Below are 18,436 nucleotides of genomic sequence, written 5' to 3'. Positions count from 1 at the left end.
ATTGAGAATCAGAAGTGGAAACCAGGGACTTGACGGCGATTAAAATCGCCAGGTGCGTTTCATCCCCATGTCTAAAGCCAGGGGCTTTCACGCACGGTTTTCGGTAAACTTACGAAGTTAACATTTCTTGAGTGATCCAGGTCATGCCCTCTAAGCCTAAAGATGTGGATACTGCCAGAAAGGAAGTTGTTGAGAGGTAGCAGATATGGAGAGCCAGGGTCATCAACCAGACCGCAATCCAATCAAAGGTCTTTCCGAACACGAACGCACAACGATCGCCTTCTCCCTAGATACAGACGGGGCTGGCAAATCGGTTGAAGAAACGGATAACAATAGCAAACTCGTCCAGGCAACCAAACTACTCGAACAAGGAATCGAACAACATCAGCTCGGTCAATTTAAAGCGGCATTACAGTTTTTCCAACAGGCACTCCCGGTCTACCGGGAGATACAACACCGCCTCTTAGAAGGCAAGGTGTTGGGAAATATCGGCAATGCTTACTACGCCTTGGGAGACTATCCCAAAGCTATAAATTACTACCAGCAGTGGTTGACGATCGCCACAGATATGCAAGACCGCCGTGCCCAAGGGCTGGCACTGGGAAATCTGGGCAACGCTTACCGTCACCTGGAAGACCACGCTAAAGCGATCGAATACCAGCAGCAAAGCTTAATCATTGCCACAGAAATTCAAGACTGCCGAGGCGAGGTGGCAGCGTTGAATAACCTGGGACTTGCCTACAAAGCATTGGGAGATTATGCCAAAGCGATCGAATACCAGCAGCAAAGCTTGAAACTGATGCGGAAACTACAAGACCGTAAAGGTGAAGGGCAATTGCTGAGAAATTTGGGCAATGCTTTCTACGCGCTGGGCGACTACACCACAGCCATAGAATATTACCAGCAGCGGTTAGCTTTGGCGCGGGATATCCAAGACTTGCGCGGAGAAGGGCAGGTGCTGAGAAATCTGGGCAGTGCTTGCTACGCCTTGGGTAATTACACTCAAGCGATCGAATTTTATCAGCAGCGCTTGGCTTTAGCAAAAGAAACTCAAGACCTGCGGGTAGAAGAGCAAGCTTTGGGAAGTTTGGGAGTCGCTTACGAAGCTTTGGGAAACTTCGATGCAGCAATCGAGTGCTACGAACGCCGCTTGGCAATCGGACGACAGCTCCCCGATCACCGCGTTGAACAGCAGGCGCTGGGCAGCCTGAAAGTGGCTTGCTACGCTCTGGGAGACTACGCTAAAGCATTTAAATATCAAGAAGTGCGATCGACAATTGCATCTAACGTCAGTCATTAGCGATCGGTCATCGGTCACGAGAGGATTACAAACTACTTTTGACAAATGACATATATCGCTATTTGACGACTTTTAACGTTCGTAACGTTGGATCTGTACAACCGCTAATTTTTCCGCCCATTGCTTGGATATTCAATAAATATTCCAGGGTGACTGGGGTAATCAGTTCACCAGGCATTAACAGAGGAATCCCAGGTGGATAGGGACAAACCAGTTCAGCACTAATGCGTTGACTTATAGTTTCGATCGGCAATGTTTCCGTCGCGGCAAAGAAAGCTTCGCGAGGAGAAATCAGGGGCATCTCGTAACAATTGTATATTTGAGCCAAATTCCTAACTCTTGGCTGACTCATTCGCAGACTCGGTGCTTTATACTGTTTGGCTAATGTCGCGAACGCTTGCACTAATTGCACAATATCTGCCTGTTTATTACCTAGACTAATTATAAATGTTAGATGTTCCATTGATGGGAACTCTGCCAATACACCGTGTTGAGCAAAAATTTCATCGGCTGCAAATCCCGTCAAACCTAAGTTAGAAACAGTTACAGTTAAGCGCGTGCGATCGAGATTGACAAAACCAGGAGTATGTGCTGTTTTTAAAATAGATAATCCGGAAATTTGACTAATTTGGTTTCTCGCTTCATCCGCTAATCGCAAAGTTTCCGCCATCAACTCTTTCCCGTACAATGCCATTTGCTGACGCGCTGCATCTAGGGAAGCTAATAACAAATAGCTGGGACTGGTAGACTGCACTAACTGTAACGCTTTAGTGAGGCGATCGCGATCGATCCTGTTACCCTGTAGGTGCAACATCGATGCCTGAGTTAAGGCGCTGAGTACTTTGTGAGTAGATTGCACCGTCAAATCCGCCCCCGCCGATAACGCAGAAATCGGTAACTCCGGATGAAAGGTAAAATGGGGGCCGTGGGCTTCGTCTACCAACAAAGGGATATTGTACTGGTGGGCAAGGTGTGCGATCGCTTCCACATCCCCACACACGCCATCATAAGTTGGGTAAACCATCACCACCGCCTTTGCATCTGGATGCTTCGCCAGCGCCGCAGCGACAGCTTGTGGTGTAATGCTGTAGGCGATATCTAAAATCGAGTCGTATTCTGGATTGACGAAAATCGGGATAGCACCGGAAAGGATTAAACCTGCGATCGCCGAACTGTGTACGTTCCGAGGCAAAATAATTTTATCGCCAGTACTGCAAGTCGCCAAAATCGCCGCTATTACCCCAGCAGTCGAACCATTGATTAAAAACCAGGTTTTTTCCGATCCAAACGCCTCTGCTGCCAGTGCCTGCGCCTCCTGAATCGTATCCTCTGGTGCGGACAGATTATCCAAACCGGGTAACTCAGTTAAATCCGATCGAAAAACTCTTGTACCCAGCAATTCTGCTAGAGACTGAGAAATTCCCTCTCCCCGCTTGTGTCCCGGCGTGTAAAACCCAGCGTGAGGATTGTTAATATATGAGCGGAGCGCGTCTAACAGGGGCGTTTTGGCTTGCAAATCTAAGGCAAATGTCATAAAAACGATCGTATGCGGTGGCGATCGATAATTTCGATCTGTTAAAGAGTAGCGTGGGCAATGCCCACCAACAGATCGCAATTATCTGCTAAATTATTAAATCCGGATACAGTTTGATAGGGAATCTGGCAGGGCATAGATATTCAGGAGGATGTTATTTTAGCAGTTCTTTCCTAATTTGATAGGGTCGTACCATCGAATAAAGACGATCGTGATTAATCCCGGCCCTCTTCCTTTTCCCGAACCGCAAATTCCCAGTCCGGTGCCAGAACCAATCCCAAATCCGGTTCCCCAGCCACCGCCATCCCCGGAACCAGTGCCTGGGCCGATACCTCAACCAGTACCAGCACCAGTACCGGCACCGATTCCCGAACCTGTCCCAGAACCAGTACCTGCACCAATTCCCCAGACTGTTCCGGGCCCTATTCCTCAAACCGTTCCCTAGTCAATTAAAAATACAATTTACCCAGTTTTTACCCCCGAACTAAGATGCTAAGAGCCGGAATTGTTGGACTTCCTAACGTTGGTAAATCCACCCTATTCAATGCCTTGGTTGCTAACGCCAAAGCCCACGCCGCTAACTTTCCATTTTGTACGATCGAACCCAATGTCGGTGTTGTGGCGGTGCCGGATGAGCGGTTAAACGTTCTGCGTCAAATGTCGGATTCCGCACAAATTGTACCCGCTCGCGTCGAGTTTGTCGATATCGCCGGTTTGGTGAAAGGCGCTAGCCAGGGGGAAGGACTGGGCAATCAATTTTTGTCCCATATACGGGAAGTGGATGCGATCGTCCAAGTGGTACGCTGTTTTGAAAATGATGATATTATCCACGTCGCCGGTTCTGTTGACCCAGCGCGAGATATTGAAATCATCAATTTGGAATTGGGTTTATCCGATTTGGCACAAATCGAACGCAAGATCGATCGCACGCGCAAAATGGCTCGTACTAGCAAAGAAGCCCAGATTGAATTATCGGCATTAGAAAAATTAAGCGTCGTATTAAATGAGGGTAAACCAGCTCGTCAAGCCAGCTTAACTGAAGAAGAAGCTGAATCGATTAAAGGTTTGGGTTTGCTCACAGGCAAACCGATCATTTATGCTGCCAACGTATCTGAAGACGATTTGGCAACTGGCAATAAATATGTAGAACAGGTGCGTGAAATAGCCGCGCCAGAAAAAGCGCAAGTAGTAATTGTTTCCGCTCAAGTTGAATCGGAATTAGTTGAATTACCAGAAGCAGAAAGGGCAGAATTTTTAGTATCACTTGGGGTAGAAGAAGGCGGACTGAAATCTTTGATTCGCGCCACTTACGAACTTTTGGGATTGCGTACTTACTTTACTACTGGGCCGAAAGAAACTCGCGCTTGGACGATTAAAGCGGGTATGTTCGCACCGCAAGCTGCCGGTGTAATTCACACCGATTTTGAACGCGGTTTTATTCGCGCCGAAACAGTTGCTTATGAAGATTTGGTAAAAGTCGGTTCGATGAATGCTGCCAAGGAGAAAGGTTTAGTTCGCAGTGAAGGAAAAGAGTATTTGGTGCAGGAAGGCGATGTGATGTTGTTCCGGTTTAATGTGTAAAGTTTTCGCTCATACAGTTTTTGTAGTGAACGTAGAAATTTATCTAATCGTAGGGTGGGTTAGGCACGGGAGATAATTTCAGCACTTTCAACCAATAATTTAGTTGCCGTGCCGTAACCCACAAATCGCACTCAAATGTTAAGACAAACGAACATTTTCCCCATACATCTGAAAAAGCCTATTAGACTAAGGATTAAGGAGGTATCGAATGAATACTAATATTAATGTAGACAAAATTATGGATTATGTAGCTGAATCTATTTTAGACCAATATTATTTTTTATTAACTGATGAATTTTTGGTAAAAGATGGACAAATTGACACTGTTATAGTGAGTAGGATTCAGAATGAATCTATTGAGGTTTTTATTGAATTAAAATATTTTATATTAAGTACAAGAATAGGAAAAAATCCGTTTTTAAAAGCTAAAGACTTAGACGTTTTTACCAAAACAATATTACGGTATCAAGACCTAATTGGAGGAGCAGTTGCAGAAAAATTAGGAAGAGATATTAAAAATAAATTAAAAAATGCTAAACAAAAAATAGAAGAAGCGAAAAGGTTTTGTTTAAAGCCAGTATATGAAGAAGAGGATAACAACCAAGATGGTATAGAATCTATACAAAAATTCCAAAAAGCGCCATCAAAAATTCAGCCGCTACGTTCAGAATGGGATAATGTGTATTTAGAAGGCAAAAGCCAATTAAAAAATGAATTTACGGAATATTTTCGATCCTATTGGTATAAAATATTGAAAATATTTAATAAAGCTGAATCTTCTCTAGAAGAAGCTTTTTTAATTGGTATAATTGCTTACGAACCCTTTGGCCAAAATTTCTTGACAAGTGATAGTATTTTTGATTCTCAGGTAAAACTAAATAAATATAGATTAGATTTCGTTTATAAGGAAGAGGTACGAAATATTAAGATAGGAATAGAATTAAATGCTCATAATTATAAACAATCTTTGAAAAAAGCAGTAAAAAACTCTAGTAAAGAGGGAGTTCTAATTGAAAAAGATTGGCGAATTTTACGATTTAATGAAAATGAAATAAAAACAGATTTAGAAGAATGTATAATGCAGGTTAAAAGATTGTACGATCAGTTAGCTAGAGAAGTAAATATTGAGTGATTATGTGGAAAGCCGAAAAGCACTTTCAAAAAATCGCCCCTCGTCCTTGCAATTCATGCTTCATATCTTGGCTAATCCCTAAACAATCTTTAAAAATAGCATTTTTCACATTTGCATTACTGAAGTCAGCGCCAATCAAATTCGCACCGCTCAAATCGGCACCAATCAAGTTAGCATTACTTACATTAGCACCAATCAAGTCAACATGACTCAAGTTGGCGTTTTTTAATTTAGCTCCCCTCAAATTAGCACAATTGAGATTGCCACTATGAAGATTAGCACAACTTAAGTCCGCGTCAATCAAGTTGGCATCATTAAGATTAACAATCCGTAAATCTGCATCGCTGAGATTAACATTACTCAGATTAGCATCATTCAAGTAAGCACCGCTTAAGTCTGCATCTCGTAGGTTAGCATTACTCAAATTAATACCCATCAAATAAGCACTTCCCAACTTAGCGTTTATCAGTTTTATGCCACTCAAATTAACTTTACTTAAATCCGCTTGAGTAAGTTCCGTATCGTGAAAATCACGTTCGCCTGCTGCGTATCTACTCAGAAGTTCATCCACATCCATATTGCTAACACTCCTATAGCCTTAGTCATTGCTACCGGAAATATATATAGACGCACCCATATTTTCATCATCTGTACCGACTATAACACCACCTTCTGCACCCGGTAGAAGTTCGATCGCTTCCACTTTATGATAGTTATAGCGATACAAAGGAACGAGTTGGGGATTTTGACGAAATGCGATCGCATTCCCGCTTACCCCAAACGCACCTGCAACGTAAACAGCCGAGTCGAATGGCCCATCATTTCCGGGATCGCTTGCTGAAGAAATAAAAAGTATTCCCGCTGGGTCTATTTTCAAATCAGAAATATGGCGAACATTATCCGTAGGCCACGGTACTATTAGATTAGTAAAACCAATTTGTGCAATTTGATATCCAGCCAAATCAAGCACCCCCCAATATATTATTGCCGATTCTTTACCATCACCTCGATGCGCCCACACAGCTAATAATTTACTATCAATTTCCTGCAAAGCAAATCCTTCAAAATTGCTTCCTTGAGGAACCTTCTGCAAATCGAATACTTTGATAATTTCGACATTTTTGTTATCGTTAGTTATCTTCAAATGGTAGACTTTCCCGAAACTGCTGAGAGCCATAAAAGAAACATTATTTCTCTCAGGAACAGATGTTATAGCTTCTAAATCGATCGGCAAATCTATATTTCTAGGCCATTGCAACGGAAAATATTGAGGTTGATTCTTGTCCTGAATTTTAATAATTGCTATACGACCTCGATCTTTTTCTTTGTTATCGTGAACAATCAGTAAGTCCAACCTATTGCTTTGCTGCTGAACTAAAGCCATCCCGCTAATACCAAAAAATATTCCTCCTTTAACGGGACGCCACGCCTGTGCAAACACTTGCTGGGAGATCGGCAATGATGTCACTAAAATTGTCAAAGTTATCAATAAGCTTAAAAATCGACGCATATTAATTTAAAAACAATATACATAAATAGGTGCGTTAGCTTTTCAGCTTAACACACCTCGCTGTATTTAGCTCGTTTATAACCTACTATCTAGGCTACGCCATCGCAACTGCAAAAATCAAAAACTTGCCGCGTAAGTTAACTCAAAATCTCGATAAATGGTAATCCGACAAGAATTAGTCGGTTCTCCCAATGATTCGCAATCTAACTTACCCGTAATCGTGCTGATCGGTCGCCGTAAAGGTTTATTATCGTACTGACTCCTTTCGCGAGTACTCCAATCGATAATTCCAGCATCAAGCGAATTCTGAAATTCCGCCGCTAACATCAGCAGTTTAAACTTATCTTTGATTGGCCCAATTAGCGGAAATCTCATGGAAACTAACTGCGTCACAATCGGTTTAACATCGTTAGGTGTCACATGAGTTTGACATTCACCGAATTCTAAATCATAAGCGTCCAATCGAAAATTTTCTTGCTTATCTCCCAATTGGGTTTGTATATCCTTAAGCCATCTGTCTATGTGCGGTAACAGCCCTAGATTTTGGTCGCATAGCAGCTTACGAATGTTGGAATGTTCTGTCATAAAATTGTTTGTTGTTCTGTATTAGTTTGGTTGACAAAAAAATTTTTGTCTTGTCTGGGGAGAGTGCGATCGGCAATTCCTGCGGTTGAACTCCCGACCTTTAGGTGCGATCGACTAGCCCAGCTCCCTAGCTTGAGAATTCTTTCCCAGACGGTTCTGGTTTCCTCCTGAGGACTTCTTTTAGCAGTGCCGTCACTTTTCGAACTTGCTCCCATCTCAATAATATGATGCTTTTGAGACCTTTAATTAAAAGAATTTTGACTAGCACCCTTCTCATTTTTTTGCGTAATTTGCTGGGCAGTGATTGATAAGTTTTGTTAAAAATAATTTTTAGCCATACTTTATATATCTCAAACAAAGTATCAATTCTATTGGAGTCAAGATTTAGGCTGGTTGCTTGATTGGGATGAATGCGAAACGCAGCTAGCCTTTCGTCAATAAACCCTATTTTATAATAGGCCATAATTCGCAACCACATCTCCAAGTCAGCCAGTTGTTTAAAATTGGCATCGAACAAACCAACTCGCTCAAATACTTCCCGCCTTATCAAGACATTAGTCGGTTCGCCAACCTTGTTGTATGGAGGTTTAAAAAAATTCTCATCTTGCAAAAAACTTAAGCCAGATTGTATAGGCTGAATTTTTGACCAATGTTTGTGTACGTCCTGCATCCCCTTCAAAAATTTTAGATCGACGGGCTGTTCGTAAATTAGTTGGCGAGTGCTAAAAACCAAACCAATTTCTTCATCTGGTTCGGCAATTTGCACCATTTTGGCAATACAGTCTCCTGTAAGAGTATCATCTTGAAATAAGAATTTAACATATTTGCCTTTGGCTTGCTCGATACAATAGTTCCAGTTAGGTACTAAACCATATCTGGCATGAGTGAAAATATGAGTATTCGGTAGTTCTGCCACACGCAGCAACCTTAACCCTTCATCTTTTGAGCCATCATCAGAAATAATAATCTCTATATTGGGATAAGTAGTTTGCTGGAGACTGGTTATCAGTGATGGAATAAATTCAGCGCCATTATATAGAGGTATACAGATGCTAACCAGTGGATAACTATTCATTATTATTCAATTACTAAGAGCGTGTCCCGTTCCATCTTGATCCGAAGCTCAAGACTACGATCCCATGAATTACTTATATAATAACGATACCAACGGACACGATCTAACTTATCTGCCTCCCGTTTGTATATTGACTGTGGGCTAGGGGGAACAGGGAGACGGAGAGCGGGGGAGCGGGGGAGTGGGGGAGTGGGGGATTGAGACAATTTATCTTTTCCATCTTCCCTCTTCCCTCTGCCTCTTTTTTTTGACTTTTGACTTTTAACTTTTGACTTTTGACTTTCACCTAACGGCACTAGCTTCGGAAAATTAACGGCATACTGGAAATGTCCGCAGTTGTCTCTTATTTTGCGTTGCAGCTTGCAACCGTAACTCCTCGTCGCATCTGATACACCGCTAAAGTAACTATGAAACGTAAATCCAGTTCCGTCTCCTCCAAATCTGGAGCCTTCAATTATACCTCCCTCGCAATACTCAGCGGCGTCTTCATCTTGGGAGTGGGGGTCGGCATTGCTTTTACGACCAATGCCAATTTAAGTACAGCCAACGTCGCATCCCGCGAAGTCATTGACCGCACTGCACCTAACCCTGATATTTGCGCTCAGTATGGAGCTAGCGCCATAGTCACAGAAACCCGTACCTTTGTAACGTTAAATCCCTTCACCGTGTACGTAACCCAGCCGCGTATGGAACCAGGATGCGTGCTGCGAAGCAATAACTGGGCAATTCTGGAGAGCAGAAAGCTGGTAAACGGAGAGCAAGTGCGCCAGTGTAAAAATCGCATGAACACCTTTGGTTTCACGAATAATTTGGAAAATTCCCCTAAAATTGACTGCCTCTATCAAACCGACACTGATAAGAACCGCTTCTTCAATCAACCCGGAACTGCTGGGCCAGCACCAGAAACAGACCAGTTCTAGAGCTCGACAGTTGCCCACATCTGAAAAATTACCTTAAATCCGTGCATCTCTCTACTGGTAGATGTATATTGAGAACACTGAATGTCCAAGCAAACCGATGAGCCTGCGACCAACATAAAACTTCACAGTCAGTCAACAGCATCAGGGTGCCCAAACTTCACGTACTTTCCCAGAAAAATGAAGTTTTAGGGCGAAAGGCTCATACCTGTAAATGGGATTGAGTCGTTTAAATAAAAATGTTTATCAGCACATCCAGTGACGAGGGTGCCTCAGATCTGGCAGAGTTAATCCGTTTTAGCCGCAAGGTGACAACTTCTAAACCTGCCAGAACATCCCGTTGGCAACGGGTCAACCAGACCGAAAACGAAGTTTCCGCCACACTCAGCACAGAATCCTCTGCAACGCTGGATGGCTGCACCCCGTCTTTGACCTCTTTGAGAGAGGGAGACACGAAAGCTCTGGCAGCACTGTTCGATCGCGAAGATAGCGACGAAATCGAAACAGATATCAGCAAATACCTGCTCCTGTTATGGCCAGAACCCTGCTGGGAAGACGATTCCTTTGATTTCTTGCGAGAGTATCTCTGATGTGCTTACTTGAGGTCAAAGAACCATATTGGGATTGATTTACCACAAGTGTCGAAACCCGGTTTCATGTGACATCTAAAGCTCGTGAAATTCAGTGAGTTCTCATCCAAACCGGGTTTCTTTGCATGAGCCCTATATATTTTTGACACTCCCCAGTTCATGCTTTAGCCAACGTAACCAAGGACTGCATTAGTGTCCTTACCTTAATGTGCCTTTCAGGCTCCCATTTATTCTGCTAAATTAGGTTTTGGTTGCTCAACAAATCTCTATTGTGCGGGCCACAGTTGAATAAAGGCATTGGTGACCGAACTGGTATGAAGTGCAAGGGGCTGGCAAAAACGATCCCGATCGCTATGTCAAACCCCTGCCACTTGCGATCCCCCTAGTGGTAGAGCCCAGTTTTGTTAGCAGACCTTTATAATAACGCCTAAGATCACCCTATTGAGAAACGAGCTACCAAATTCAGGGTGTCACAGCCGCTCCTACATGAAAACGCTGACCACGTTGACACAGCAGCTCAAGCAATGGCGGCGAGTTGCGTTCCACCGATATCTGCGATGCCGTAAAGCCTGCGGTATTTACGTCCGTAGTAGCGCATCGGTGCTAAGCTTGCCCCCAGGGCACGGCAGATTGGTAAACGGTGCCGCGAAAACCTTTGTGGGGACGCGATCCCGTCCCCGTGCCGCAGCCAGATGGCCTCAGCCTGCTCCAGATCTATCGCTTTCCTCCAGCCTTGACCTTAGCGTTCGCTCCGATCGGCTCTCCAGGGAGGGGCAATCTTCTCCCCAGCAGATCGCGCCTCCAGAAAGCATAGGTAATAGCCGATTTCTAGGAAGTCTTTTGCTAAAACAATTATCCGGTTCGCTGTTAGCAACCAATCTCTCTCCGATCCGATCGCTGCCCAGTCAGTATTCGTTAGGGGCCAATTGTCGTCGTTATAAATCTCATCGCCCCCCAATAGCATTAATTGTGGCAGTAGTGTCCCTCACCACCAGTTTGGGCTATCGCTTCTACAACCAGCCAAAACTCGATGTTGACACGATCGCTCCCACAACAATTAGGGCACCTTTTGACGCTAGCGTTGAAGATATCAAAACCACGGAAGCAAAACGAAAAGCAGCTCGCCGAGGTTTATTCCCCGTTTTAAAGATCGATCCGGCTGTTAACGAAGAGATTTACCAGAATCTCCAAAAAGCCATCAACCAGATCGACACAGCAAGACAACTTCCAGGGCCATTTCCCTTTACCAAAACCTCTGTTTTATCCCTTGGCACCCAAGTTTACTTGCGCGACTGCCAGGAGTGGGAATGGCGGATGGTGCTAGCAGCCGCGAACGGCCAGAGGCTTCCCAATTCTCAAGAGCGCCTGAGCTTGCCACCCTTACCCACTGCTTCTCTCTCGCCAATTCAGCAACGAGCCGTTGGCGAACTGCAAGCCTATCGACGCTCTACCTCGTCTGAAGAATTATCCGCGCTAGTTGAGAAAATTTCACTCGTTCGCCAGCTTTATGCCCAAGCAGTAGCTGTTTTCTCAGACAAGCCGACCTGGGAAAATCAAACTGCACAAGATACCTCTGCATTACAACTGTCGGATGCAGCTTGGCAAAAAATGCAAGATGGTCTGCGCCAAGTGGCAGAGCGCATTCTGATCCAAGGCATTCACCCCGGCTTACCCACCCAGATGTTGGAGCGAGCGGTAAGTATGCAGGTAAAAGCCGAGATATCTCCAGCGGCACAACCTCTGGCAACCAAGATCCTCATGGCAGCTTTGCAGCCAAATTTAAAGGAAGATCCCGAACAAACAAGGCAGCAAGCAGAACAAGCCGCACGGCAGGTAAAACCGGAAATCATCCAAGTGCGGAAAGGTGAAGTAATTGTCCAAGCAGGCGAAACAATTACCCAAGCCGATTTTGTGCTACTCGATTATTTCGGCTTGAGCCGCCGGGGTATTAACTGGCAGGGTTTGATCGGGTGTGGTGTCCTCGTCAGCGGAGCTGTCAGTGTTTTTTGGCTTCTGGAAAGGCGATTTCACCCCGGACTGCGCCGCCGAGACCAGATCTTAATACTGCTTCTCACTCTTAGTGCGCCTTTGTTGGTAAGTTTGGGTGTACCTTACACCAGCTTGCCGGCAATTGGCTTATTGGTGGGCAGCTTCTACGGTTCCGTTTTGGGCGCAAGCGCTGTAGGGTTGATCTCGATAGGACTGCCCATCAGTATGGAAATTGGCTGGGAGCATCTCCTCGCCAGCGCTGCCGGTGGTATACTGGGCAGCTTAATGGCGGGAAGACTGCGATCGCGTGAAGAACTCGCTCTCTTAGGTGTCGCGGTAGGCTTAACAGAAGGAGCCGTTTACCTTATCCTCAATCTCATGCTCAGTGCTGCGATCGGTTCCGTCTGGTACAGCGTACTCGCAGACGCCGCTCTCTACAGTCTCACCGGTTTGGCCTGGAGCGTTGTCGCTTTGGGGCTGAGTCCCTACCTGGAACACCTCTTCGACCTGGTAACTCCCATTCGTCTGGCAGAACTCGCCAATCCAAACCGACCTCTCCTCAAGCGTTTGGCCGAAGAAGCCCCAGGCACTTTTCAGCACACCCTGTTTGTCGCTACCCTCGCAGAAGCCGCCGCCAAAGCTTTGGGTTGTAATGTCGAGTTAGTCCGCACCGGCACTCTGTATCACGATATCGGCAAACTGCACGACCCCCAAGGATTTATCGAAAATCAAATGGGAGGCCCAAACAAGCACGACGAAATCGACGACCCTTGGAAGAGTGCGGAAATCATCAAAAAGCACGTCAGCGAAGGGCTGGTGATGGCGCGTCGCTGTCGTTTGCCCAAAGCAATACAAGCTTTTATTCCAGAACATCAGGGCACGATTTCGATCGCGTATTTCTATCACAAAGCGGAGCAAGAATCCAAACAACCCGTATCGGAATTTGATTTTCGCTATGATGGCCCAATTCCGCAATCGCGAGAAACAGGTATTGTTATGCTCGCAGACGCCTGCGAGGCGGCTCTACGCAGTCTCAAAGATGCCAGCTACGAAGACGCTTTGGGAACCGTGAATAAAATACTCAAAGCTCGCTGGCAAGATAATCAACTCGTAGATTCAGGACTGAAGCGAGAAGAAATGCCCCAAATTGCTGAAATCTTTGTGCAAGTATGGCAACAGTTTCATCACAAACGCATTGCTTATCCCAAAGCTGCTATCAACCCTCACTAATCCAAGCTTTAATTTTAGATTTTCAAAACTTGAATTTCATTTACCCAGCAATTTTAGATTTTCATTAGACGATTACAAAACCAAACCAGGAATTTCCGTCTAATATAAAATCTAAAATCCTCAAAATTATCATGCGTAATACCAAAATTATCTGCACCCTTGGCCCTGCCAGTTCGGATTACGAAACTATCAAAGCAATGGTAGAAGCTGGCATGGATATAGCGCGGTTAAATTTTTCCCACGGCGACCACGAAACTCACCAAAAAAACATTCATTTAATCCGAGAAGTTGCAGCAGAACTCAACCGACCGATCGCTATCCTTCAGGATTTACAAGGCCCAAAAATCCGCGTCGGCGATATGGAAGAAGGTGTAATTCTGCGTGCGGGCGAGAAAACTTGTGTAACTATGGCTCCAGTTCTGGGTAACGCCGAGCGGTTTAGTTCTACCTACAAAGACCTCTCCTCTGATGTCAGAGAAGGCGAACCTATCCTGATTAACGACGGATTGATCCGCATTAAAGTAGACCGAGTTACAAAAAATGAAATTTACGGCACAGTTATTCAAGGTGGCCCCCTCAAAAGTCACAAGGGAATTAACCTTTCCTATTCATCTATTTCTACCCCCGCACTCACTGAAAAAGATATTCACGACTTAACATTTGGATTATCCCAAGATATAGATTATGTCGCCCTCTCTTTTGTGAGGGAAGATGCCGATATTAAAGAAGTGAGAGGATCGGTGCGACGTAAAGAAAAAATGACTCAAGTTATTGCCAAAATCGAACGTCACGAAGCCGTAGAAGATCTGGAAAGCATTGTCGATGCCGCTGATGCCCTCATGGTAGCGCGGGGAGATTTGGGCGTTGAACTTCCCTTGGAGCAAGTTCCCTTAATTCAAAAATCGATGATTCAAAGTTGCCGCCGACATCTCAAGCCTGTTATTACGGCTACCCAAATGTTGGAGTCGATGATTCAAAATCCGACCCCCACTAGAGCAGAAGTTTCTGACGTTGCTAACGCCATTTTTGATGGCACCGACGCCATCATGCTTTCCGGAGAAACAGCAGTGGGCGCTTATCCAGTGGACGCAGTAAGGACGATGGCTCGCATTGCTGAAACGGTGGAAGCAAATTTAATTTCTTCTCCTCAATACATCGAAACAGTGCGAGAACACGGGATCGCTAACTCTGTTGCTCATGCTGCTTGTCAGCTGGCAGAACATATTAACGCCAAAGCGATTATTTGTTTTACCGAGCATGGTTTTACTGCTCGACTTCTGTCTAAATATCGCCAGTCAATTCCGGTAATTGCGATCACGCGAGAAGAACACGTACAGCGGCAAATGGCTCTTTATTGGGGCGTGCAATCTTTGCGGTTAGAGGTGGGTGATAACACTGACGAAATGATTGCCGCAATGGAGAAAGCAGCCGTTGAAAATGGATTTGTTTCTCTGGGAGATATAGTTGTAATTACTGCTGGTTTGCCTTTACCTCTCTCTGGAGTTACTAATTTGATTAAGGCACACCGTATTGGGGAAAATACGGGACTGTAGGTAAATTTCAGATTTCAGATTTGAAATTTCAAATTTGAAATCTGAAATCTGGAATTTGAAATTTCGCTTATCCTTTGACGCCGCTACCTGCATCAGTTGGTACAATGTACCGCTGCATGAATAGGAAGAAAAATAATATTGGCGCAATGGAAATCACCGAACCGGCTGCGATCGCACGCCAATCTAAGGAGAATGTACTCGCTAACATCGCTACTCCCACAGGTAAGGTGTAATATTCCGGGCGATCGACTGCTATTAATGGCCACAAAAAGTCGCTCCAAGACCCGATAAATACAAAAATTGCTAATGTCACCAGTGCGGGACGAATGGCGGGAAGCATCACAAACCACCATATCCCGACTTCAGAACATCCGTCCATCCTCGCTGCTTCTTCTATTTCTTTCGGCACTCCTTGAAATGCTTGCCGCAGCAGGAAAATTCCAAAAGCTGAAGCTAAAGATGGAAAAATTATCCCTAAATAGGTATTTCGCAAACCTAGCTGGACTGTCAATACATACAAGGGAATCATCACGATTTGGAACGGAATCATGATGGTGGAAACAATTGCTGTAAAAATCGCTTCTTTTCCCCGAAAGTTTAGCCGTGCGAGTGGGTAAGCGGCGAGGGAACAGAACAGCAAATTTAATCCAACTGTTAGTACTGCTATTAGGGTGCTGTTAAATAAATACTGCCCGAACGGATTGGTCTGGCAAACTTGCACAAAGTTATCGAAGGTGGGCTGACTGGGCCATAACTGGGGTGGAAATTGAAAGATATTTTCTCCCGGCGATTTGAAGGCGGTACTTATCAACCAGAGTAGGGGAAACAACATCAGAAATGCGATCGCACTCAATCCCCCATACATCCAAACCGATTCCCATCTAGACCGCCCTCGGCTTTTGGCTTTTCCATCTCGCTTTTCCATCTTTTTCATCTGCTTTGAATTGGCCATTGCCTTACATTACTAATACTTATTTAATTCGTCTGTTAATAAGTCCCTGTTAATCCCATCTTTTGCCATCAAAAAATGTGTAAATGTTTGTAAAAACACTTGCATTGTGTAATGAGACATGAGATTATAGTAATTGTATTTTACTAAGTAAATCACTTTCCAAGCCTACATCGGTACGTGCTTGGAGCGCAACGGACAATTGTCCGTTGCGCGGGGTTCAGAAAACATCAGCCTGACAGTTAAAAACTTCATTGCAACATCCTCAAACCAACTTCTGTACAAACACCATTTAACTGAATGTCCCATCCTTCAATGGGTAACTGTGGCAGATAAGCAAATTCAAACACAATCCCAATTGTAGGCTTTGACGACCACTCCGGGGAACTCAAAAGGCGATCGTAATAACCGCCGCCATATCCCAGTCGATACCCCCGCACATCGCAAGCAACTGCTGGAACCAAAATTAAATCTACTTCATTGGCGTTTAAAGTTGGTAAATCCGGGTGAGGTTCAAAAATTCCAAAAGCACCTTTTTGCAGCGGTTCTCCGGGTTTCCAGATATGCCAGGAAAGCGCGTTGCCCACACAGCGAGGAAATCCCCATTTGCGGTTATCGGTAAATAAAATACTGAGGTCAGGTTCTTGTCGGAAACTAAAATAAGCGAGAATTGTTTTTGCTTGGGTAAAGAGAGGGGAAGATTGGAGGTGCGAGGAGATGCGATCGCTCTTTTCTCTCCACTCTTCTGGTAACATAGATTGGCGTGTTTTGATAAGCGATCGTCTTAATTCTGCTTTTTCCATTTAGAAACCAAGTACCACATTCATCGCCAAACGAATAGACTCCCAGTATTCTTCTTCCAAAACCCCTACTAAACCGAGAATCCTACTACTATCAAGCGATCGAATTTGTCCGACATCAATATAGCGATCGCGATCTAAGCCGTTAGTTGATGTTGCTTTTACATTCACAACATAAGGAGCATTTTTAACTCCTGGCATTAAAGGCATTCCCAGCGTTAGAAAGCCATAACGGTTTCCCTCATCATTTTGGACGATTACACAAGCACGGATTTTCTTCGCTTCTGCACCAACTGCTGGGTCAAGATTAACCCAGCGAATTTCTCCACGACGATAAGTTAGCGTACCATCAGGCATCTATTCCGTCCCCTACTACAACGTCCCACAAAGCAACTTCTTCACGATAGGCTGCATCTTGTGCGTCTCGTTGATAAGCAGCTCTTAGTTCTTCCTGAGTATATTGTTGTCGCACTTGTGCTAAAACTGCATTGATATATGCGCTGCGGTTGGCTTTGTTTCCCGAAGCAGCTGCTTGCCGATCGACAAAAGCAAGGATTTCGTCATCCAGTGTTATCGTAACTTTTTTTGCCACTGCTATTCTGGTTTTATCTTACTCAAACATCATACCCTTTTATCTTATCACGAGGATAGAAAGCGATCGCTCTTGTTCTCGACCTTCTTCTGGTAGCTTAGATTAGCGTGTTTTGATGAACCATATCTTCATACTATTTTTTCGATTCAAAGCAACTTAAAATCATCACTAAAAGGATTGGTAAATCGCACTCCTTCTACGATCGCACCAGAGTTAAAATCCTCACTATAAACTTCTGTAATTTGGTTTAACTTAGCAGTCGCCTCTTTACTTCCTTGCCTTTTTGGTGTATCATTCAAATAATGGAAATCTAACTATAATCAAATATTAAACGATAGTTCTTCCTCATCAAAATTAGCATAACATAAAAAAATTAAGCCTGTCAATAGGCTTATCTATATTTTTTTAGAAATCGACATTGGCTAAATTTAACTTTGCTCATACGCCGTTAAAAATTCCTCTCGTGAGATACCTGATTGGGTACAAATAGATCTAAGCGTTGAGCCTTTAATTTGAGGATGATTCGGCATAGTTAATGGGGTGCATCTGCTGCCAAATTTTGATTTTTCCATCTGGGCTGATAGCAACAAAATTAACGTATTCTAAATGTCCCGTGAGAGTGTGAATTTCTTTCTTTGTGCTAAGATTCCAGACTTTGATAGTTGTGTCTCTGCTACCGCTAGCTAAAGTCTGCCCATCTGGACTGATAGCAATCGAATCAACCGACTTCAAATGTCCATCCTTTGAACAAAACTTTTTATTTTAAAATCGAGTATATATGAGCGCACATTTTCCCATTCTTTTAGGATATGTCAAATTATGAAAAAATGCAAGAGCGATCGCACTCTTCCCATTTAAAAGGCCGATGAATACACAAACCTATTTTTTTCTTGTTGGGGATTGCAAAAAGCTTGGTTGCTGGGGAAAGGAAACCTATTTCTTAGCCATATCTACAACTTCTGTGAAAGGGTTTACCTGAGCGCACATTTTCCCACACTTACATAATACTACCAAAAGAGAAAAATAGCAAGTCCGATCGCCGAAAATTTTCCCTGTACTTTGCGATATCTGTAACTGTGTGAAGGGGTCTACCTGAGCG

General features: G+C 44.1%; 19 protein-coding genes and 1 pseudogene. 8 read left to right on the top strand and 12 right to left on the bottom strand.

Going from position 1 to position 18,436, the window contains the following annotated elements:
- Positions 1–205: 205 nt before the first annotated feature.
- The gene (locus H6G03_RS19505; protein WP_190466986.1) at positions 206–1,300 is read left to right on the top strand and encodes a tetratricopeptide repeat protein; all 1,095 of its coding nucleotides are present in this window, start codon (positions 206–208) and stop codon (positions 1,298–1,300) included.
- A 58-nt stretch (positions 1,301–1,358) separates the two neighbouring features.
- On the opposite strand, the gene H6G03_RS19500 is transcribed toward H6G03_RS19505, so the two are convergent.
- Positions 1,359–2,834, bottom strand: a complete 1,476-nt coding sequence (locus H6G03_RS19500) for an aminotransferase class I/II-fold pyridoxal phosphate-dependent enzyme (protein WP_190466983.1) — start codon at positions 2,832–2,834, stop codon at positions 1,359–1,361.
- 211 nt (positions 2,835–3,045) lie between these two features.
- On the opposite strand from H6G03_RS19500, the gene H6G03_RS19495 reads away from it, so the two are divergent.
- From H6G03_RS19495 to H6G03_RS19485, 3 genes are all read left to right on the top strand, one after another.
- Complete coding sequence (locus H6G03_RS19495; protein ID WP_190466980.1) at positions 3,046–3,279, top strand: hypothetical protein; 234 nt, start codon at positions 3,046–3,048, stop codon at positions 3,277–3,279.
- Positions 3,280–3,323: 44 nt separating this feature from the next.
- Positions 3,324–4,415, top strand: coding sequence for a redox-regulated ATPase YchF (gene ychF, locus H6G03_RS19490; RefSeq protein WP_190466977.1), 1,092 nt, complete (start codon positions 3,324–3,326; stop codon positions 4,413–4,415).
- Between the two features lie 208 nt (positions 4,416–4,623).
- Entirely contained in the window at positions 4,624–5,547 is a 924-nt protein-coding gene (locus H6G03_RS19485; protein ID WP_190466974.1) for a DUF559 domain-containing protein, read from the top strand.
- Positions 5,548–5,572: 25 nt separating this feature from the next.
- Here H6G03_RS19485 and H6G03_RS19480 read toward each other — a convergent pair whose 3' ends face one another.
- The 4 genes from H6G03_RS19480 to H6G03_RS19465 all read right to left on the bottom strand — a co-directional run bounded on the left by H6G03_RS19480 (position 5,573) and on the right by H6G03_RS19465 (position 8,717).
- Entirely contained in the window at positions 5,573–6,124 is a 552-nt protein-coding gene (locus tag H6G03_RS19480) for a pentapeptide repeat-containing protein (protein ID WP_190466971.1), read from the bottom strand.
- A gap of 21 nt (positions 6,125–6,145) precedes the next feature.
- Positions 6,146–7,057, bottom strand: a complete 912-nt coding sequence (locus H6G03_RS19475; RefSeq protein WP_190466970.1) for a hypothetical protein — start codon at positions 7,055–7,057, stop codon at positions 6,146–6,148.
- 117 nt (positions 7,058–7,174) lie between these two features.
- A complete protein-coding gene (locus H6G03_RS19470) occupies positions 7,175–7,642 on the bottom strand; it encodes a hypothetical protein (RefSeq protein WP_190466966.1) in 468 nt (155 codons plus the stop codon).
- Between the two features lie 127 nt (positions 7,643–7,769).
- Positions 7,770–8,717, bottom strand: coding sequence for a glycosyltransferase family 2 protein (locus H6G03_RS19465; protein ID WP_190466962.1), 948 nt, complete (start codon positions 8,715–8,717; stop codon positions 7,770–7,772).
- A gap of 407 nt (positions 8,718–9,124) precedes the next feature.
- Between H6G03_RS19465 and H6G03_RS19460 the strand changes: the two genes are divergently transcribed.
- The 4 genes from H6G03_RS19460 to pyk all read left to right on the top strand — a co-directional run bounded on the left by H6G03_RS19460 (position 9,125) and on the right by pyk (position 14,996).
- On the top strand, positions 9,125–9,637 hold the full coding sequence (locus H6G03_RS19460) for a DUF3172 domain-containing protein (protein WP_190466959.1): 513 nt from the start codon (positions 9,125–9,127) through the stop codon (positions 9,635–9,637).
- A 236-nt stretch (positions 9,638–9,873) separates the two neighbouring features.
- On the top strand, positions 9,874–10,224 hold the full coding sequence (locus H6G03_RS37325; protein WP_199315374.1) for a hypothetical protein: 351 nt from the start codon (positions 9,874–9,876) through the stop codon (positions 10,222–10,224).
- A 486-nt stretch (positions 10,225–10,710) separates the two neighbouring features.
- On the top strand, positions 10,711–13,443 hold the full coding sequence (locus tag H6G03_RS19450) for an HD family phosphohydrolase (RefSeq protein WP_190466957.1): 2,733 nt from the start codon (positions 10,711–10,713) through the stop codon (positions 13,441–13,443).
- Between the two features lie 131 nt (positions 13,444–13,574).
- A complete protein-coding gene (gene pyk, locus H6G03_RS19445; RefSeq protein WP_190466954.1) occupies positions 13,575–14,996 on the top strand; it encodes a pyruvate kinase in 1,422 nt (473 codons plus the stop codon).
- A 67-nt stretch (positions 14,997–15,063) separates the two neighbouring features.
- On the opposite strand, the gene H6G03_RS19440 is transcribed toward pyk, so the two are convergent.
- The 7 genes and pseudogenes from H6G03_RS19440 to H6G03_RS19415 all read right to left on the bottom strand — a co-directional run bounded on the left by H6G03_RS19440 (position 15,064) and on the right by H6G03_RS19415 (position 18,069).
- A complete protein-coding gene (locus tag H6G03_RS19440) occupies positions 15,064–15,861 on the bottom strand; it encodes a carbohydrate ABC transporter permease (protein ID WP_242060434.1) in 798 nt (265 codons plus the stop codon).
- Between the two features lie 335 nt (positions 15,862–16,196).
- Positions 16,197–16,748: a 5-formyltetrahydrofolate cyclo-ligase gene (locus H6G03_RS19435; protein ID WP_190466951.1), complete on the bottom strand. Its 552-nt coding sequence runs from the start codon at positions 16,746–16,748 to the stop codon at positions 16,197–16,199.
- On the bottom strand, positions 16,749–17,102 hold the full coding sequence (locus H6G03_RS19430; protein WP_190466948.1) for a type II toxin-antitoxin system PemK/MazF family toxin: 354 nt from the start codon (positions 17,100–17,102) through the stop codon (positions 16,749–16,751). It lies immediately after the preceding gene.
- Positions 17,095–17,337 (bottom strand): type II toxin-antitoxin system MazE family antitoxin, encoded by a 243-nt coding sequence (gene mazE, locus H6G03_RS19425; protein WP_190466944.1) that lies wholly within the window; start codon positions 17,335–17,337, stop codon positions 17,095–17,097. The genes H6G03_RS19430 and mazE overlap by 8 nt, the downstream gene beginning before the upstream one ends.
- A gap of 146 nt (positions 17,338–17,483) precedes the next feature.
- A complete protein-coding gene (locus H6G03_RS19420; protein WP_199315373.1) occupies positions 17,484–17,636 on the bottom strand; it encodes a PIN domain-containing protein in 153 nt (50 codons plus the stop codon).
- 129 nt (positions 17,637–17,765) lie between these two features.
- Positions 17,766–17,879 (bottom strand): annotated as a pseudogene (locus H6G03_RS39805) (type II toxin-antitoxin system HicA family toxin); the annotation flags it as partial.
- Positions 17,845–18,069: a WD40 repeat domain-containing protein gene (locus H6G03_RS19415; RefSeq protein WP_190466942.1), complete on the bottom strand. Its 225-nt coding sequence runs from the start codon at positions 18,067–18,069 to the stop codon at positions 17,845–17,847. The gene H6G03_RS19415 and the pseudogene H6G03_RS39805, both read right to left, overlap by 35 nt.
- Positions 18,070–18,436: the final 367 nt, after the last annotated feature.

Source organism: Aerosakkonema funiforme FACHB-1375 (assembly GCF_014696265.1).
Lineage (GTDB): Bacteria > Cyanobacteriota > Cyanobacteriia > Cyanobacteriales > Aerosakkonemataceae > Aerosakkonema > Aerosakkonema funiforme_A.
The sequence above is the reverse complement of the archived record's forward strand: the minus strand, read 5'-3'. Positions and strand labels throughout refer to the sequence as shown.

Excerpts from the sequence above, each read along its gene's own strand:
- H6G03_RS19505 (WP_190466986.1), top strand. The coding sequence starts at position 206 with ATGGAGAGCCAGGGTCATCAACCAGACCGCAATCCAATCAAAGGTCTT.
- H6G03_RS19500 (WP_190466983.1), bottom strand. The coding sequence starts at position 2,834 with ATGACATTTGCCTTAGATTTGCAAGCCAAAACGCCCCTGTTAGACGCG.
- ychF (WP_190466977.1), top strand. The coding sequence starts at position 3,324 with ATGCTAAGAGCCGGAATTGTTGGACTTCCTAACGTTGGTAAATCCACC.
- H6G03_RS19485 (WP_190466974.1), top strand. The coding sequence starts at position 4,624 with ATGAATACTAATATTAATGTAGACAAAATTATGGATTATGTAGCTGAA.
- H6G03_RS19480 (WP_190466971.1), bottom strand. The coding sequence starts at position 6,124 with ATGGATGTGGATGAACTTCTGAGTAGATACGCAGCAGGCGAACGTGAT.
- H6G03_RS19475 (WP_190466970.1), bottom strand. The coding sequence starts at position 7,057 with ATGCGTCGATTTTTAAGCTTATTGATAACTTTGACAATTTTAGTGACA.
- H6G03_RS19470 (WP_190466966.1), bottom strand. The coding sequence starts at position 7,642 with ATGACAGAACATTCCAACATTCGTAAGCTGCTATGCGACCAAAATCTA.
- H6G03_RS19465 (WP_190466962.1), bottom strand. The coding sequence starts at position 8,717 with ATGAATAGTTATCCACTGGTTAGCATCTGTATACCTCTATATAATGGC.
- H6G03_RS19460 (WP_190466959.1), top strand. The coding sequence starts at position 9,125 with ATGAAACGTAAATCCAGTTCCGTCTCCTCCAAATCTGGAGCCTTCAAT.
- H6G03_RS37325 (WP_199315374.1), top strand. The coding sequence starts at position 9,874 with ATGTTTATCAGCACATCCAGTGACGAGGGTGCCTCAGATCTGGCAGAG.
- H6G03_RS19450 (WP_190466957.1), top strand. The coding sequence starts at position 10,711 with ATGAAAACGCTGACCACGTTGACACAGCAGCTCAAGCAATGGCGGCGA.
- pyk (WP_190466954.1), top strand. The coding sequence starts at position 13,575 with ATGCGTAATACCAAAATTATCTGCACCCTTGGCCCTGCCAGTTCGGAT.
- H6G03_RS19440 (WP_242060434.1), bottom strand. The coding sequence starts at position 15,861 with ATGTATGGGGGATTGAGTGCGATCGCATTTCTGATGTTGTTTCCCCTA.
- H6G03_RS19435 (WP_190466951.1), bottom strand. The coding sequence starts at position 16,748 with ATGGAAAAAGCAGAATTAAGACGATCGCTTATCAAAACACGCCAATCT.
- H6G03_RS19430 (WP_190466948.1), bottom strand. The coding sequence starts at position 17,102 with ATGCCTGATGGTACGCTAACTTATCGTCGTGGAGAAATTCGCTGGGTT.